General features: G+C 71.8%; 16 protein-coding genes and 1 tRNA gene. 14 read left to right on the forward strand and 3 right to left on the reverse strand.

What is annotated here, in order from left to right; all coding sequences use genetic code 11:
• Positions 1 to 324 precede the first annotated feature (324 nt).
• The 4 genes from AAHG09_RS24285 to AAHG09_RS24300 all read left to right on the forward strand — a co-directional run bounded on the left by AAHG09_RS24285 (position 325) and on the right by AAHG09_RS24300 (position 3,266).
• Positions 325 to 1,053, forward strand: coding sequence for a response regulator transcription factor (locus tag AAHG09_RS24285; protein WP_342110081.1), 729 nt, complete (start codon positions 325 to 327; stop codon positions 1,051 to 1,053).
• A complete protein-coding gene (locus AAHG09_RS24290) occupies positions 1,053 to 2,426 on the forward strand; it encodes a sensor histidine kinase (protein WP_342110082.1) in 1,374 nt (457 codons plus the stop codon). The genes AAHG09_RS24285 and AAHG09_RS24290 overlap by 1 nt, the downstream gene beginning before the upstream one ends.
• 183 nt (positions 2,427 to 2,609) lie before the next feature.
• Positions 2,610 to 2,873: a GCG_CRPN prefix-to-repeats domain-containing protein gene (locus tag AAHG09_RS24295; RefSeq protein ID WP_342110083.1), complete on the forward strand. Its 264-nt coding sequence runs from the start codon at positions 2,610 to 2,612 to the stop codon at positions 2,871 to 2,873.
• Positions 2,874 to 2,945: 72 nt separating this feature from the next.
• Positions 2,946 to 3,266: a GCG_CRPN prefix-to-repeats domain-containing protein gene (locus AAHG09_RS24300; RefSeq protein WP_342110099.1), complete on the forward strand. Its 321-nt coding sequence runs from the start codon at positions 2,946 to 2,948 to the stop codon at positions 3,264 to 3,266.
• Between the two features lie 61 nt (positions 3,267 to 3,327).
• Here the strand turns inward: AAHG09_RS24300 and AAHG09_RS24305 are convergent, their stop codons facing one another.
• Complete coding sequence (locus tag AAHG09_RS24305; protein ID WP_412760083.1) at positions 3,328 to 4,038, reverse strand: L,D-transpeptidase; 711 nt, start codon at positions 4,036 to 4,038, stop codon at positions 3,328 to 3,330.
• A gap of 229 nt (positions 4,039 to 4,267) precedes the next feature.
• The gene (locus AAHG09_RS24310) at positions 4,268 to 4,795 is read right to left on the reverse strand and encodes a DUF805 domain-containing protein (RefSeq protein ID WP_342110085.1); all 528 of its coding nucleotides are present in this window, start codon (positions 4,793 to 4,795) and stop codon (positions 4,268 to 4,270) included.
• A gap of 224 nt (positions 4,796 to 5,019) precedes the next feature.
• Here AAHG09_RS24310 and AAHG09_RS24315 point away from each other — a divergent pair.
• The 8 genes from AAHG09_RS24315 (at position 5,020) to AAHG09_RS24350 (ending at position 13,874) form a co-directional block, all read left to right on the forward strand.
• A tRNA-Arg gene (locus AAHG09_RS24315) sits at positions 5,020 to 5,096 on the forward strand.
• A gap of 262 nt (positions 5,097 to 5,358) precedes the next feature.
• The gene (locus tag AAHG09_RS24320; RefSeq protein WP_342110086.1) at positions 5,359 to 6,201 is read left to right on the forward strand and encodes a metallophosphoesterase; all 843 of its coding nucleotides are present in this window, start codon (positions 5,359 to 5,361) and stop codon (positions 6,199 to 6,201) included.
• A gap of 309 nt (positions 6,202 to 6,510) precedes the next feature.
• The gene (locus tag AAHG09_RS24325) at positions 6,511 to 7,254 is read left to right on the forward strand and encodes a TIGR04282 family arsenosugar biosynthesis glycosyltransferase (RefSeq protein ID WP_342110087.1); all 744 of its coding nucleotides are present in this window, start codon (positions 6,511 to 6,513) and stop codon (positions 7,252 to 7,254) included.
• A complete protein-coding gene (locus tag AAHG09_RS24330; RefSeq protein WP_342110088.1) occupies positions 7,251 to 8,609 on the forward strand; it encodes a glycosyltransferase 87 family protein in 1,359 nt (452 codons plus the stop codon). The genes AAHG09_RS24325 and AAHG09_RS24330 overlap by 4 nt, the downstream gene beginning before the upstream one ends.
• Positions 8,610 to 8,914: 305 nt before the next feature.
• Positions 8,915 to 9,130, forward strand: coding sequence for a ferredoxin (locus AAHG09_RS24335; protein ID WP_342110089.1), 216 nt, complete (start codon positions 8,915 to 8,917; stop codon positions 9,128 to 9,130).
• Entirely contained in the window at positions 9,130 to 10,428 is a 1,299-nt protein-coding gene (locus tag AAHG09_RS24340) for an NAD(P)/FAD-dependent oxidoreductase (protein ID WP_342110090.1), read from the forward strand. The genes AAHG09_RS24335 and AAHG09_RS24340 overlap by 1 nt, the downstream gene beginning before the upstream one ends.
• Positions 10,421 to 11,662: a cytochrome P450 gene (locus tag AAHG09_RS24345; RefSeq protein ID WP_342110091.1), complete on the forward strand. Its 1,242-nt coding sequence runs from the start codon at positions 10,421 to 10,423 to the stop codon at positions 11,660 to 11,662. Before AAHG09_RS24340 ends, AAHG09_RS24345 begins: the two co-directional genes overlap by 8 nt.
• Positions 11,663 to 11,837: 175 nt before the next feature.
• The gene (locus AAHG09_RS24350; RefSeq protein WP_342110092.1) at positions 11,838 to 13,874 is read left to right on the forward strand and encodes a YgiQ family radical SAM protein; all 2,037 of its coding nucleotides are present in this window, start codon (positions 11,838 to 11,840) and stop codon (positions 13,872 to 13,874) included.
• A 170-nt stretch (positions 13,875 to 14,044) separates the two neighbouring features.
• Here the strand turns inward: AAHG09_RS24350 and AAHG09_RS24355 are convergent, their stop codons facing one another.
• Entirely contained in the window at positions 14,045 to 14,518 is a 474-nt protein-coding gene (locus AAHG09_RS24355) for a hypothetical protein (RefSeq protein ID WP_342110093.1), read from the reverse strand.
• 72 nt (positions 14,519 to 14,590) lie between these two features.
• On the opposite strand from AAHG09_RS24355, the gene AAHG09_RS24360 reads away from it, so the two are divergent.
• Together AAHG09_RS24360 and AAHG09_RS24365 are read left to right on the forward strand one after the other, a co-directional pair.
• Positions 14,591 to 14,920, forward strand: coding sequence for a hypothetical protein (locus AAHG09_RS24360; protein ID WP_342110094.1), 330 nt, complete (start codon positions 14,591 to 14,593; stop codon positions 14,918 to 14,920).
• 129 nt (positions 14,921 to 15,049) lie between these two features.
• On the forward strand, positions 15,050 to 15,569 hold a 520-nt coding region (locus AAHG09_RS24365), incomplete at its 3' end, for an outer membrane protein (RefSeq protein WP_412760084.1).

Here is a 15,569-nt window from a genome sequence, read left to right on the forward strand (position 1 = left end):
ATGTGATAGCCGCGGTAGGTCTCCGAGCCGTCGCCGAAGCGAAGCGTTTCGGCGGGGTCCGCCCGGGCCGGGCCGCCGTGGAGGGCGAGCGCCCCCGCGACCGCCAGCGCAGCCACGACATGCCAGAACGGGGATGCGAGATGGGATGCCGCCATGCGCCTCGTGCCTCTCGTCGCCACGCCCGGTCCGGACGCCGCTGGGGGTACGCGGGACGGTCGCGCCCGGGGCATGCCCGGATGTGACGGGCGGCGGGCGGCCTGTAACGTTTTGTGACAGCGGCCGTTTTCGCGTTGCCGTGCCGCCCGGCCGGCCTATCCTCGGATCATGACCGACGGCACCACCATCGCCATCGTCGAGGACGATCCCGAAATCCGCGCGCTGCTCGCCGGCTATCTGGAGGGCGAGGGCCTGCGCGTCGTCGCCGTCGATGGCGGCGCGAGCCTCGATCGCGCCCTCGCGGCGGGACCTGAGCCGGACCTGATCGTGCTCGACTGGATGCTGCCGGGGGAGGACGGTCTCTCGATCTGCCGGCGTCTGCGCGCGGCGGGCGGCCCGCCCATCGTGATGCTGACCGCCAAGGACGAGGATATCGACCGGGTGCTCGGCCTGGAGATGGGCGCCGACGATTACGTCTCGAAGCCGTTCAACCCGCGGGTGCTGCTGGCCCGCATCCGCGCCGTCCTGCGCCGGACCGGCGCCGCCCCGGCCGCGGAGGCCGGCCCCAAGGTGCTGAGCGTGGCCGATCTCGCCATCAACCTCGCGGCCCGCACCGTGACGACCGGCGAGCCCGCCGTCGAGATCCCGCTGACCAGCGCCGAATACGACCTGCTGCACTGCTTCGTCACCCGGCCGCAGCGGGTGCTCTCGCGCGACCAGCTCCTCGACTGGACCCGCGGCCGCACCGCCGACGCCTTCGACCGCACCATCGACGTGCAGGTCAGCCGCCTGCGCCACAGGCTGGACGCGGCGGGCAGCGCCACGGCGGGGCTGATCAAGACCGTGCGCAATGCGGGCTACATCCTGGCCGCGCCGGTGAAGACCGGGGCGCCGTGATGGCGCGGATCGGCCTCCTCGGGCGGATCATGCTGGTCCTCCTGGGGGCGCTGTCGCTGCTTGTCGTGGCGACCTTCGGCATCGACCGCTGGCAGCGCAGCCAGGAACGCTCGCCCTACGCCTCGCGCTTCCCCCGCCTCGATCAGGCGGCCGGCATCATGGCACTGTTGAAGGACGCGGATCCGGCCCAGCGGCCGGCCATCCTGCGGGCCGTGAACGGCGAGGCGCTGCGGGCCGAGATCGTGGACGCACCGCCCGAGCCTTCGGAGATGATCCGCGATCCCGTCCTCGAAGGGCGCCTGCACCGGCTGACCGGCGAGGCCTCCGACGGCCTTCGCGCCTTCACCGAGCCGACGATGTTCTACCGGGGCATCGGCCCGGCCGACCGCGCCGGCGGAACCGGGCACCGGGCCATAGGCGGTCTGGCGCTCGCCACCTACCGGCTGCCGGACGGGCGGGTGCTGGTCATCTCGGCGATCACCAGGCACCGCTCGCTCATGCCGTGGCTGCTCGGGCAGCCGCTCAGCCTGTGGGTGGCGGTGCTCGGCGTCGTGGCGGCCGGCCTCGTCATCGTCGGCACCCGGCACGAGCTCGCCCCGCTGCGCCGCCTGACCGAAGCCGTGTCCCGCTTCGACGGCCGCGTCACCGAGCGGACCGCCACGCCGCAGGGCGCGCCGGAGATCCGGCGCCTCACCCAGGCCGTGCAGGCGATGCAGGAGCGCATCGTCGGCCTGATGGCCGAGCGCTCGATGCTGATCGGCGCGATCTCCCACGATCTCAAGACCTACCTGACGCGCATGCGCCTGCGCGCCGAGGGCATCGCCGAGCCGGACAGGCGGGATCGGCTGATCGACGATATCGACGCCATGACGGCGCTGATCGAGGCCTCGCTCGGCTTCGCCCGCGGCACCGCCGCCGAGATCGGGCGGGCGCCGGTCGATCTCGCCGACATCGTGGCGGTCGAGGTCGCCGAGCACGCCGCGCAGGGCGCGCGGATCAGCCTGTTGGGGGAGGAGGTGCCGGACGCCACCGTGGCGGGCGACGCCCTCGCCCTGCGCCGGGTGATCGCCAACCTGATCGGCAACGCGGTCAAGTTCGGGCGCTCGTCGGTCGCCGTGGCGGTGCGGCGCGCGGGCACGGCCTGTCAGGTCGTGGTCGAGGATGACGGGCCGGGCATCCCGGAGGCGGAGCGCGCCGCCGTGTTCAGCCCGTACTATCGGGTCGAGCGGTCACGGAACCGGACGACCGGCGGTACCGGGCTCGGGCTCGCCATCGCCCGGCAGATCGCCGAGGCCCATGGCGGCACGATCGTGGCCGAGGCCGCCCCCTCCGGCGGCGCGCGCCTCGTGGTGACCCTCCCGGCCCTCGCCTGACCGCTGAAACGCCGCGGCAAGGGCCGGTCACACAACGTTACGAGGTCGCGCGAACCCGTCACATCCAAGCACACCCAGGGGGTGAACTTTTGCGCAACCCGATGCGGCACGCCCGCCGCCGGGACTTCGGACCGGGATGGCCGTGTGCCGCGCCCGGTCCCTCCGAGCAGAAGGAACCCCGCGATGCTGAAGGTCCTCGCCCCCGCCGCCCTGCTGGTCGCCCTCGCGGCCCCCGCCTCGGCCCTGCCGCTGGTTCAGGACGCGGTCTCCACCGGCCCCGGCGATGCGCAGATCATTCAGGTCTACGGCGGCTGCGGGCCCTACGGCCACCGGGGGCCCTATGGGGGCTGCCGCACGGGCGGCCAGTGGGGCGGCTACGTCCGCGGCCGCTCCTGCCCGGCGGGCTTCCACATCGGCCCCTACGGCCGCCGCTGCTGGCCGAACTGAACCAGCCCTCTCCGGCAACCCGACGCGTCCGGCCGCGGGCCGGACGCTCATCACATCCGATCGGAGTCCATGATGATCCGCAAGCTCGCCCTATCCCTCGTCCTGGTCTCGGGGGTGCTGCTCGCCGCCCCGGCCGCGGAAGCCCGGGACGGGTGCGGCCCCGGCTTCCACCGGGGCTTCTACGGCTGGTGCCGGCCGAACTGGCGGCCCTACGCGTACCGCCCCTTCGTCTACCGCCCCTATGCCTATGGCCCCGGCTACCGGCGGTTCGGCTATCACCGGTGGGGCGGCTACCGCTGGCGCTATCACTATAGCTGGCATCGGTCCTGGCACCGGGGCTTCGGCTGGCACCGCGGCGGCTTCCGGCACGCGGGTTGGCACCGGCACTTCTGAGGCGTCCGGCGGGGCCGGCGGGCATCACCGCTGCCCGCCGGCCAGCTAAGGGCCGAAGACCCTACGCCGGCAGGACCACCACCTTCGTCTTGACCGGCGTGCGCGCGTAGAGGTGGATCATGTCCTGGCTGAGCAGGCCGACACAGCCGCTCGTGATGCCGGTGCCGATCGATTCGGCGTCGCTGCTCGCGTAGATCGTGTAGAGCGTATAGGCGCCGTTCTGGTAGAGATGGAGGGTCCGGGCGCCGAGCGGGTTGTCGAGGCCCCCCGGCATGCCGCGGGCGTATTTCGCCGCCTCGGGCTGGCGCCGGATCATCTCCTTCGGCGGCGTCCAGGTCGCCCATTCGGACTTGCGGCCGACATAGGCGTCGCCGTTCCACAGGAACCCCTGGCGGCCGACATTGGCGCCGTACCGGGTGGCGGAACCGTCGCCCTCGACGCGGTAGACGTAGTAGTTGGCGGGATCGACGATGATCGTGCCGGCCGCCTCCTTGGTGTCATAGGCGACCGTCCGGCGGTAGTACTTCGGATCGACCTTGCTGATGTCGACCGCCGGGATCGGGAACTTCTCGTTCGGCATCGGCCCGTAGGTGTTCCGCGCCTCGGCGAGCAGGAGCGTGTCGGTGGTCCCGCAACCGCCGAGCGCCAGGGCACCGGCACCGAGGGTCGAGCCGGCCAGGAATGCCCGGCGACTGAGCAGGGCCGCCTGCGGCCCGAGCCGCGCGCCCGGGTCCATCCCGTCGGCACCGTTGTTCCGAGCGTCCATCGTCATGTCCCTGGACTTCCCATGTCCCGCCACGCGAACCGCCAAGCTGAGGGTGCCGCGCCGCGGCGGCGCTGACAAGCTCGGCTGTCTCTCGTCGAAAGCCGGGGGAATGCGTCGGGAGTGTGACCAGTATCGATCGTCGTCGAGAGTTGATCAATCAATGCAAGGAATGTCGGCCTTCGTGCCGGTATTCAAGACGATTGGAAGGCTCTTCCCGTTGCCGGCGGTCGGCCCCTCACGCCCGGCGGCGGCCGAAGCTGGCCGGGCGCCCCGTTGCGGCCGCGGGGGCTGGCGGCGTGGCCGCCTCCGGCTGTCCGGTCCGAGGGAACGATCCCGGCACGATTCGTTCGCGCGGGATCGAGCCGGCGTCGTCCCGGCTGGGCCACAACAGCAGACTGAGCGCGAGGATCCCGTTCACGGCTGCGCCGGGCACCGTGCCCCCGCCCGGCCGGGCGAGGGACGGCACGACATGCGCGAGCCCGACGTCCAGCAGACCGACGAGCAACCAGCCCCCGATGACCGGCAGCGCGGGCCAGCCCATGTCGTTCAACCGGCGTGTCTGGAGCGAGAGCCCCGCATACAGGGCGACCGGCACGACGATCGCGGCCACGAACAGCATGCGCAGGCCGGGGGCCGCATGCCCGCCGATGGACACCAGAACCGTCAGAACCCCCGCCGCCACGGTCGTCGCCAAGCCCCAGGCGATCGACCGGCCCAGGAATCCCAACCGGCCAAGCCGACCCTCAAACCCCGGCAGTGCCATGACCTCTTCCCCAATTGTTGTGGAGAACCGACACACCTGAACTACAAGATGTGCGTAAGCCGACCGTTAAAACTGAAGATCGGATCGGGATGACAGATTTCACGGATCCGCTTGTGTCCGGATGATCGCGCGGGGTGAGGGCTCCGGTCACGCGGCCGCGTGCCCGGGCGTGCGGGACCTGATGACAGGCGGCGGGGCGGCTGCTACGACCCGCCTTGGCATCAGACTCCGTAGCTCAGCTGGATAGAGCAGCCGCCTTCTAAGCGGCAGGTCGTAGGTTCGAGCCCTACCGGGGTCGCCAGAAATCTGCCTCCCCGGTCCTTGGCTTGGCAGGCTTCGCGATGCTGCCGGTGCGTCCATCGCTGGCGCGACGCCGGGAGCGGCGAACGCATCCCTTCCCTGCATGGCGACGAAGCCGGCGCGGGCGAGGGGTTCGAAACCTGTCCGATGCTATCGTCCGACGCTGTTCCCACGGTCCAGGTGCTTCACCTCCGATGCTCACACGGCGTGCGCTGATTTCCCGCCCCGCCCTGACCGGCGGCCTGGTCGCGGCAGGGAGCTTGATGGGCGTGGGATACGCGACCGCGCTCGAGCCGCATCGCGTGCGGGTCACGACCTATCGCCTGTCGCCCAGGACCTGGCCGACCGGCCTGCGCCTGCGCGTCGCGATCCTGAGCGATTTTCACGCCCATCCCCGCTGCATGGGCGAGGCCGAGCTCGAAGCCGTCGTCGCACGGACCAACGCGCTCGATCCCGACCTCACGGTGCTCCTGGGCGATTACGGCTCGCAGCAGCGGGGGCCCGTGCCGGTTGCGGCGATCGCCGACATCCTGCGCGGCCTGACCGCACGGCGAGGCGTCTATGCGATCCAGGGCAACCATGACTGGGGCGACGATCGGGACGCGCGCCGCCGCGGCCATGGTCCGACCCGCGCGGAAGTGGCGTTGCGGGCCGCCAACATCCCGTTCCTCGAGAACGCGACGGTGCGCCTCGACCATCCCGCGCCGGTGTGGCTCGCGGGCCTCGAGAGCGAGGACACGCCGCGCGTGCCACGCTCGGACGATGCCTTCGACCGATACCGTCTCGCGCGCCTCGACAGCGTGCTCCGGCATGTGCCGCCGGACGACCCGGTGATCCTCCTGGCGCACGAGCCCGACCTCTTCGCCCTGGACCTCGACCCGCGGGTGGCCGTGATGCTGTCGGGCCATACGCATGGCGGCCAGATCCGCCTCTTCGGCTGGTCGCCCTGGATCCCGTCGCGCTACGGGCTGCGATACGCCTACGGTCATGTCGTCGAGCGGGGCCGCGATCTCGTGGTGTCGGCCGGGCTGGGATCCCACTTCGTGGCGGGCCGTCCGTTGCGCCTGGGTGCGCCACCCGAAATCGTCCTCGTCGATCTCGGGTGAGCCGGGCCGGGGACCCATTCCGATCGCGGCGATGCGACAGGATCGCTCCTGCGCCGATCGCCCGTGGCGCGCCTGCGATCACGCCGAACTGACGCCGTGCGGTGTGGTCACCGGCCCCGTCGCCTGCGATCAGGGCGATGAAACCATCGGGTGGAACGCGCCGGGCCTCTTCGGCTGTAACCGTCCGAGGGGCTCCGGCGAAGCCGATTTCGTCCCCGTATGGGGCCCGGCTCGGCCACCGGGATCCCGACGCGACGCCCGGTATCGGGATTCTCCGCCCCTTTCCGTGAACAGGCAGGAGCCTTCGAGATGGCACCGGAACCGGTCTCTGGATCCTCCGCCACCTGCGCGATCGGGGTGATGGCCAAGGCCCCGCGCAGCGGGCGCTCCAAGACGCGCCTGTGCCCGCCCCTGACCCCCGACGACGCCGCCCTGTTGAGCGCCGCCTTCCTGCGCGACACGACCGCCAACATCCTGGAGGCCGCGCGATCCGCCCCGATCGCCGCCTACGCGGCCTACGCGCCGCAGGGGGCCGAGACCCTGGTCGTCCCGCATCTCGCCAGCGGAACGCATCTCGTCCTGGCGGACGGCACCAGCCCGGCCCCGGCGACGGTCGAGGGCTTCGGCCGCTGCCTGCTGCAGGCCGTGGCGGGCATGCTCGCGCAGGGCCATGCGGCGGCCTGCGTGCTCAGCTCCGACATCCCAACCCTGCCGACGCGCCTCCTCGTCGAGGCGGCCCGGATCCTGCTGGCGCCGGGGGACCGGGCCGTGCTCGGCGCCTGCGACGACGGGGGCTACTACATCCTCGGCCTCAAGCAGGCGCAGGCCCACCTGTTCGCCGACATCGCCTGGAGCACCGACACCGTCGCGGCCGCGACCCGGGCCCGGGCCCGCGAGATCGGTCTCGCCCTCGTCGAGCTGGAGCCCTGGTACGACGTCGACGATGCGGCCTCCCTGGCCCGGCTCTCCGCCGACAGGACCGGCTACGCGGCCCCGGCGACGCGCGCGGTCCTGGCGCGGCTCACGGGGCTGCCGGAGGCTGCACCGGCATGACGCGGCTTCTCGCCAGTCCCGCGCGCCGGCTCGCGGCTCTGGGTCTCCTGCTGCTGGCGATCAACCTCGGCGCGCTCGCGATCCACGTCCCGGGGGCCGACACCGTGGGCTCGGTGGCCCGGGCCAACGTCTTCGTCGGCGTGCTGGCGATCGGCCTCGCGGTCTACCTCGTCGCGGTCCGTGTGGTGCTGCGCGAGCGGCTGCCGCGCGCGGCCCTGTGGACGATCCTCGGCATCGCCGTGCTGATGCGGGCCGCTTTGCTGCCGGCGCCCCCGTTCCTGTCGAGCGACATCTACCGCTACGTCTGGGACGGGCAGGTCCAGGCCGCCGGGATCAACCCTTATCGCTACGTCCCGGCCGATCCGGCCCTGGAGCGGCTGCGCGACCCGGCGATCTACCCGCTGATCAACCGCAAGGACTATGCCCGCACGATCTATCCGCCCGCGGCCCAGCTGGTGTTCGCCGCCGCGGGCCACGTCTCGCACGGCGTGACCGGGATGAAGCTCGCGATGCTGGGCTTCGAGGCCCTCGGCATGCTGGCGATGCTCGCATTCCTGCGCGGGGCCGGCCTGCCCTCGGCCCGCATCCTGATCTACGCCTGGAACCCGCTGGCCCTGTGGTCCTTCGCCTGCGACGGGCATGTCGATGCCGTGGCGATCGGCCTCCTCGGTGTGGCGCTGCTCGCCCGGAGCCGGGGCCGCTACGGCCTCGCGGGCGGGCTTCTCGGTGCGGCGACCCTGGTGAAGGTTCTGCCCATCGCGGTGGCGCCCGCCTTCGTGCGCGGCGGCCGGCTCTGGCGGCCGATGCTCGTCGGGGCGGCCGTGATCGCCCTCCTGTATCTGCCCTACCTCGCCGCCGGCGCGAACGTGCTCGGCTTCGCCGGGGGCTACGGCGCCGAGGAGGGCTACGGCACCGGCGTGGGCTACTGGCTGCTCGCGGGCCTCGGCCATCTCGGGCTCAGCCCCCCGGGCCTGCTGCCGGCCTATCTCGTCTGCGCCGGCCTGACCCTCGCAGCCCTGGCGCTCCGCATCGCCTTCGGCCGGGACCGGGGGCCTGCGCCCGATGCCGTCGCGCTGTGCCGCGACACCGGGATCCTGGCGGCCCTCACCACCTGCGCGGCGAGTCCGCACTACGCGTGGTACTATCCCTGGCTGGCATTGCCCGCGGTGGTCGCGCCGACCCCGGCCCTGATCTGGCTCGGCTCGGCGCCGATCCTGTTCCTGATCGACCCGTTCAACGACCGTTTCCTCTGGCCGTCGCTGGTCTTCGTCCCGGCCGTGGTCCTGGCCGCCCGCGCGCTGTGGCAGGCCCGCACCGCGCCTGTGGCCGCCCTCCCGCAGGGAACCCCCCGATGACGGCCTCCGCCGCCGGTCCGACTCGCCCGCGACGGCTTGGCTGCCGCGTGCCGGCCGAACCTGCGGCCGGTGGTGATGGGCGTCCCGAACCCCCGCTCAATTTCGCCCTGGCCGGAGCCGACCTGCCGGCCGGGCCGAGCTTCGCCACGACGGCCGAACGCGGCACGCGTTGCGCCCGCGCGGCGCTGGACCCGGGCCGCCTTGCGCGCCTGGACAGGATCCGCTCCGATGCCCGGGCCGGCGCGGCTCTCGATCGCGCGGTCATCCGCATATCCAATCGGAGCGCACTCATCCGGAGCTAGGCCATGCGTGTCGTCGTCGATCTCAACCGCTGCCAGGGCTACGCCCAGTGTTGCTACGCGGCCCCCGAGCATTTCGAGCTGCGCGGCCACGAGATCTTGTTCTACGACCCCGCGCCCCCCGAGGCGAAGCGGGCGCAGATCGAGCGGGCGCAGCAGGCCTGCCCCGTCCGGGCCATCGCGATCGAGGCCGCCGGGCTCGCCGAGGGGGACGAACCGTGATGGACGGCCAGCGGCCGGGCCTCGTCGTGGTGGGCGCCTCCCTGGCCGGGCTGCGGGGCGCGGAGGCGCTGCGGGACGGTGGCTATGACGGGGCCCTGACCGTGGTCGGGGACGAACCGCACCGGCCCTACGACCGGCCGCCTTTGTCCAAGCACGTCCTTGCGGGCGAGCTTCCCGCCGAGGCGACCCGGCTGCCGCAGCTGACCCGTCTGCGGGCGCGCTGGCGGCTCGGCCAGCCGGCCGTCGCCCTCGACCGGGAGCGCCGGGAGCTGCGCCTCGCCGACGGCACCACGCTGCCGTACGAAAAACTCCTGATCGCAACCGGCGCCCGGGCGCGGCCGTGGCCCGGGGCGGGGGCCGATCTCGCCGGGATCTTCACGATCCGGACCCTCGAGGACGCCCGTGACCTGCGGAGCGCGCTGGCGCTGCGACCCGGCCGGGTCCTGATCGTCGGCGCCGGCCTGATCGGCTGCGAGGCCGCCTCCTGCTGCCGCGACCTCGGCCTGACGGTGACCCTCGTCGATCCCAACCCGACGCCGCTCGCCCGTCTGCTCGGCACGGCGATCGGGGGCACGCTCGCCGCGCGGATGCGGGACTCCGGCGTGGACCTCCGCCCGAACACCAAGGTGCTGGCCTTCTCGGGCGATGCCGGACGGGTGCGCCGCGCCCACTTGGCTGGCGGAGCGGAGATCGCGACGGATCTCGTCGTCATCGCCCTCGGCGCGACGCGGGATACGGGCTGGCTCGCGGCCGCCGGCCTCGTCGCCGACCCGGGCGGCCTGACCTGCGACGCCGCCTGCCGCGTCCTGACCGCCACGGGCGAGCCCGATCCCGCCATCTACGCCGCGGGCGACGTCGCGCGCTGGCCGAACCCGCTCACCGGCGGGCGCCTGGTGACCGTCGAGCATCGGGGCAACGCGGTGGACCAGGCCCGGCACGCGGCGGCCAACATGCTGGCCCCGGCCACGGGCCAGATCCCCTACGGCCATCTGCCGTCGTTCTGGTCGAGCCAGTTCGGCCTCAACATCAAGCTCGCCGGCCTGACCGCGGGGGCGGATGCCCTGGCGGTCGTCCACGGGACGCGGGCCTCGCGCCGGTTCCTCGCCGTCTACGGCCGGGCCGGACGGACCATCGCGGCCCTCTCCTTCGATCAGGCGCGCTGGCTGCCCGCCTATGCCGAGGCCGTGGCCGCCGGGGCGGCCTTCCCGCCGATCCTCGGCGCCACCGACCGGCCGCGGATCGAGACCCTGGCGCCCGGCTGGCCCGGCCCGCGGCGTTTGGAGGCGCACCATGCCTGACGAAACCCTGTTCGCGCAGGTTCTGGATCACAAGAACCGGGCGAACCCGTATCCTCTCTACGCACGCTTGCGCGAGACACCCGTGTCCCGGCAGGCCGACGGCAGCTACGTCGTTAGCACCCATGCCGCGCTCAGCAGCCTGATCTTCGATCCCCGGCTGAGCTCGGAGGATCTGCCGCCCTCCCGGCGGCCCCGCACGGGCAATCCCCTGAAGGACTGGATCCTCAACCCGATCCGGAACCGGGTGGTCAACGCCCACCGCCCGCTGATCTTTCGCGATCCCCCCGACCACGACATCCTGCGCGGGTTCGTAATGAAGGAGTTCACCATCGCCCGGGTGCGGGACTCCCACGCCCGGGTCGCGGCGCTCGTCGATACCCTGATCGACCGATGCCGGGGCCGCGACAGGGTCTGCCTCGTGGACGATCTGTCCTATCCGCTGCCGGTGGCGGTCATCTGCGAGCTCCTCGGCGTGCCCGAGGCCGACGAGGCGCAGTTCCATGCCTGGGCGATCCGCCTCGCCACGGCCCTGGAGCCCGACGCCCGCCACGACGCGGCGGGACGACGGGAGATCACCGCGACCTTCGACGCGATCTCCGCCTACATGCGCCGGCTGATCCGCGAGAAGCGCCGCCATCCGGCCGACGACATTCTCAGCGGCCTCGCCGCCCGTGGCGACCGAAAGAAGCCGGCCATGGGCGATATCGACCTGATCGCGACGGCGATCCTGCTCCTCGTCGCGGGCCACGAGACGACGGTGAACCTCATCACCAACGGCATGCTCACCCTGCTGCGGCATCCGGAGGAACTGGAGAAGCTGAAGGCCGATCCCGAGCGGGCGCCGCGCGTGATCGAGGAAATGCTGCGCTACGAGCCCCCGGTCCATTTCCGCACCCGCAAGGCGCTCGGCGCCATCGACGTGGCGGGAACGACGATTCCGGCCGGATCGTCGGTGGTCCTGCTCTTCGCGGCGGGAAACCGCGACCCGGCGCGGTTCGCGCATCCGGACCGGTTCGATCCCGACCGGCCGGACAACCAGCATTTCGGGTTCGGCGGCGGCCTCCATTACTGCGTCGGCGCGCCGCTCGCGCGGATCGAGGCCGAGATCGCCCTGGTCACGCTCTGCCGGCGCCTCGTCGCGCCGAGGCTCCTGGAGGATCCGCCGCCCTACCGGTCGGGCGCGTCCCTGCGCGGCCCGAAGAACCTCGGCATCGGCATCGCGGGAATCGCCTGATCCGCCGCGCTTGCCTGCACGGGATGAGCCAAGATGCCGTATCCGCAGCCGTCTCGCCGTCAGCTATTCAGGCGCCCTGGCCCAACACCCGATCAGCGATCCCCGGCGCCTCTGCTCGAAGCGCGGGGGTGGCCTTTCATTGAGCTTGCGGCCCTGGACGCCTATGCAGACCGCCATGGATCTCCAAACCTCCGCCAAGCCCTCCTTGGCCCCTCTCGCCCGCAAGCCGGCTGCCGGGCAGGCGGCACCGTTCCTGCCGATGAGCCGCGCCGAGATGACGGCGCTCGGGTGGGACACCTGCGACATCGTGCTGGTGACCGGCGACGCCTATGTGGACCATCCGAGCTTCGGCATGGCGATCATCGGCCGGCTCCTCGAAGCGCAGGGCTTCCGGGTCGGCATCATCGCCCAGCCCGACTGGCAGTCGGCCGAGCCGTTCAAGGCGCTCGGCAAGCCGAACCTGTTCTTCGGCGTCACCGGCGGCAACCTCGACTCGATGGTGAACCGCTACACGGCGGACCGCCGGCTGCGCCATGACGACGCCTACACGGCCGGCGGCGAGGGCGGCCGACGCCCGGACCGCTGCACCATCGTGTACACCCAGCGCTGCCGCGAGGCCTTCAAGGATGTGCCGATCGTGCTCGGCGGCATCGAGGCGTCGCTGCGCCGGATCGCCCATTACGATTACTGGTCTGACAAGGTGCGCCGCTCGATCCTGGCGGACGCCAAGGCGGACCTGCTGATCTACGGCAATGCCGAGCGCGCCGTGGTCGAGGTGGCGAACCGCCTCGCGGCCGGCGAGGCGCCGCACCAGCTCGACGCGATCCGGGGCGTCGCCCTGTTCCGCCGCGTGCCCGCCCATTATACCGAGCTGCCCGCCGACGACCTCGACTCGACGGACGAGGCCGCCACCCGCCGGCCCGGCGAGACCGTGATCCGGCTGCCGGCCTACGACGAGGTCAAGGACGACAAGGAGGCCTATGCCCGCGCCTCGCGCGTGCTGCACCGGGAGGCCAATCCCGGCAACGCGCGCCCGCTCGTCCAGCGCCACGGCGACCGCGACCTCTGGCTCAACCCGCCGCCGATCCCGCTGACCAGCGACGAGATGGACGCGGTCTACGACCTGCCCTACGCCCGCGCCCCGCACCCGTCCTACGGCGACGCGAAGATCCCCGCCTGGGACATGATCAAGTTCTCGGTGACGATCATGCGCGGCTGCTTCGGCGGCTGCACCTTCTGCTCGATCACCGAGCACGAGGGCCGCGTTATCCAGAACCGCTCGGAGGGCTCGATCCTGCGCGAGATTGAGCGGATCCGCGACAAGACCCCGGGCTTCACGGGCGTGATCTCGGATGTCGGCGGCCCGACCGCCAACATGTACCGGATGGCCTGCAAGGACCCGAAGATCGAGGCGGCCTGCCGGCTGCCCTCCTGCGTCTTCCCCGACGTCTGCCCGAACCTGAACACGTCGCACGACGACCTGATCCGGCTCTACCGCAAGGTTCGCGAGGTGAAGGGCGTCAAGAAGGTGATGGTCGCCTCGGGCGTGCGCTACGACCTCGCGGTGAAGAGCCCCGAATACATCAAGGAGCTCGTCACCCACCACGTCGGCGGCCGCCTGAAGATCGCCCCCGAGCACACCGAGCGCGGCCCCCTCGACAAGATGATGAAGCCGGGGATCGGCACCTACGACCGGTTCAAGGAGATGTTCGACGCCGCCGCCAAGGAGGCGGGCAAGAAGTACTACCTGATCCCGTACTTCATCGCGGCCCATCCCGGCACGACCGACGAGGACATGATGCACCTCGCGCTCTGGCTCAAGAAGAACAACTACCGGGCCGACCAAGTCCAGACGTTCCTGCCCTCGCCGATGGCGACCGCCACCGCGATGTACCACACCGAGATCAACACCCTGCGGGGCGTGAAACGCGGTGGCAGCGAGCCGGTCGAGGCGATCAAGGGGCTGCGCCAGCGGCGGCTGCACAAGGCGTTCCTGCGCTACCACGACCCCGAGAACTGGCCGCTGCTGCGCGAGGCGCTGCGGGAGATGGGCCGCGCCGATCTCATCGGGCCGCGGCCGGACCAGCTCGTGCCGTTCTCGCAGCCGCCGGGAACCGGGGCTGGTGCGGCCCGGTCGGGCGGGCAGCCGCGACCGGTGTACCGTCCGGGCGGCCAGCGCTTCACCACGAAGGGCGTGCCCCTGCGGAAATGAGGGTCGCACGCCTCCGGGGAGGGGATGTTGTGAGGCGATCCGGCGACGCGCCACGGGATGACCGGCCGGCTCCGGCATCCCGGGTCAGGCGGCGTCGGCCTTCAGCGGGATCGCATCGGGCGGGGCCTGCCCCGCCCATCGCTCGGTGACCCGAAAGCCCGGGGCCAAGCCTATCCCTTGAGCTGCTTGTTGCAGACCGAGTAATACCCGCCGCCCTTCTGGATCCACTTGGCGTCGCCCAGCGTGCCCGCAGCCTTGGCGGCGTTGTAGCTGTCCAGGCAGGTGTGCATCCGGGCCTTGCCGGGCGATTCCTTGGCGTATTTGGGATCGACCGCACGGGGGTAGGCCGCCGATCCCGCGGCGGCCGTGGGGGCCGGAGCGGTTCGTGCGGCCGTCGTGGTCGGCGTCGGCGCGGCGGGTGAGGCGGATGGCGCAACCGGGTTCGGCACGGTGCTGCTCGCAGCGTCGGCCGCCGCGCCGCATTCCGCCTTGCGGAAGTCGTTCCACTTCTGGCCGTTGAGCGTGCCGGCCTGCTTGGCGGCTTGATACTTCGCGGAACACTCCTTCGTGGACAGCGCGGCAGCGGGCGTGGCGATCGCGGCACTGCCCGCAATCAGGGCGACAAAAGAGATCAGGCGGCTCATGAGTACGAGTCTCCACGGCATATTGGGTGCCAATAGAGAATTTAGCGCAGTCTTGGCCCTTCGGAAGTGTGCTTGGCGCCGGCGTGTGTCCTGGAGCGGATCGAGCCTGGGCACGTCACCGGGCCGATGTCGGCCCGGCCCCCGCAATCGATCGCCGGCAGCGCCGTGACGCGGGCCGCGCTGGCGCTCGACGAGAATGCCCCATCGTCTGCGCACCAGCTTCGGCCCGATCGGGCGGCCCTGGAGGCCCGTGCCTGCCCGGCCTCGCGGCCGGCCGGGTCGGCCGTCCTATTCAAGTCCCGGTCAAAGGTGAACGGTCTCAGGGCGGCAGATTGCGACGAGAAGGCCGCCGAGATGTGGCGGCGGGCGGCCCGTTTCTCCGCGATGTATTCGAGCGTGTGAACGCGTGTTCACAGATGGTTTACTATGTCGCCCCGACGCGTGATCGTTGAGTGTGTCCGTAAAACTACAGCCAATGTGCGCAGAGATCGGTAGCCTTAGCGTCAGATCAAACACACCGGATCGACACAGATGACCAAGCTCCTCGCCTCCCTGGCGGCCTTCACCGCCCTGACCGCTGCCGCCTCGGCCGCCGACCTGCCGCGCCGCGCCGCCCCGCCGCCCGTGTTCACCCCCGTGCCGGTGTTCACCTGGTCGGGCGCCTACTTCGGTATCAACGCCGGCTACGCCTTCGATGCCTCCAGCCGCTCCAACGGCAACTCCTTCGGCGTGCCCTTCCCCTACGCCACCCCCGGCACCGTCGCCACCTTCCGCAACAACAGCCAGGACGGCTTCTCCGGCGGCGCCCAGATCGGCTACAACTTCCAGCTGACCCCGGGCAACGGCGTGGTGTTCGGCATCGAGGCCGACGCCCAGTACCTCGACTTCGGCCGCAACCGGAACAGCGCCTTCATCACCGGCGGCGCGCTGGCCAACGGCTACTACGTCACCGACCCGCGCGGCCTGTCGAGCCTCGACTACTTCGGCACCGTGCGCGGCCGCCTCGGCTACGCCTTCGACCGCACCCTCGTGTACGGCACCGGCGGCTTCG

Source organism: Methylobacterium guangdongense, from assembly GCF_038442355.1.
GTDB lineage: Bacteria > Pseudomonadota > Alphaproteobacteria > Rhizobiales > Beijerinckiaceae > Methylobacterium > Methylobacterium guangdongense.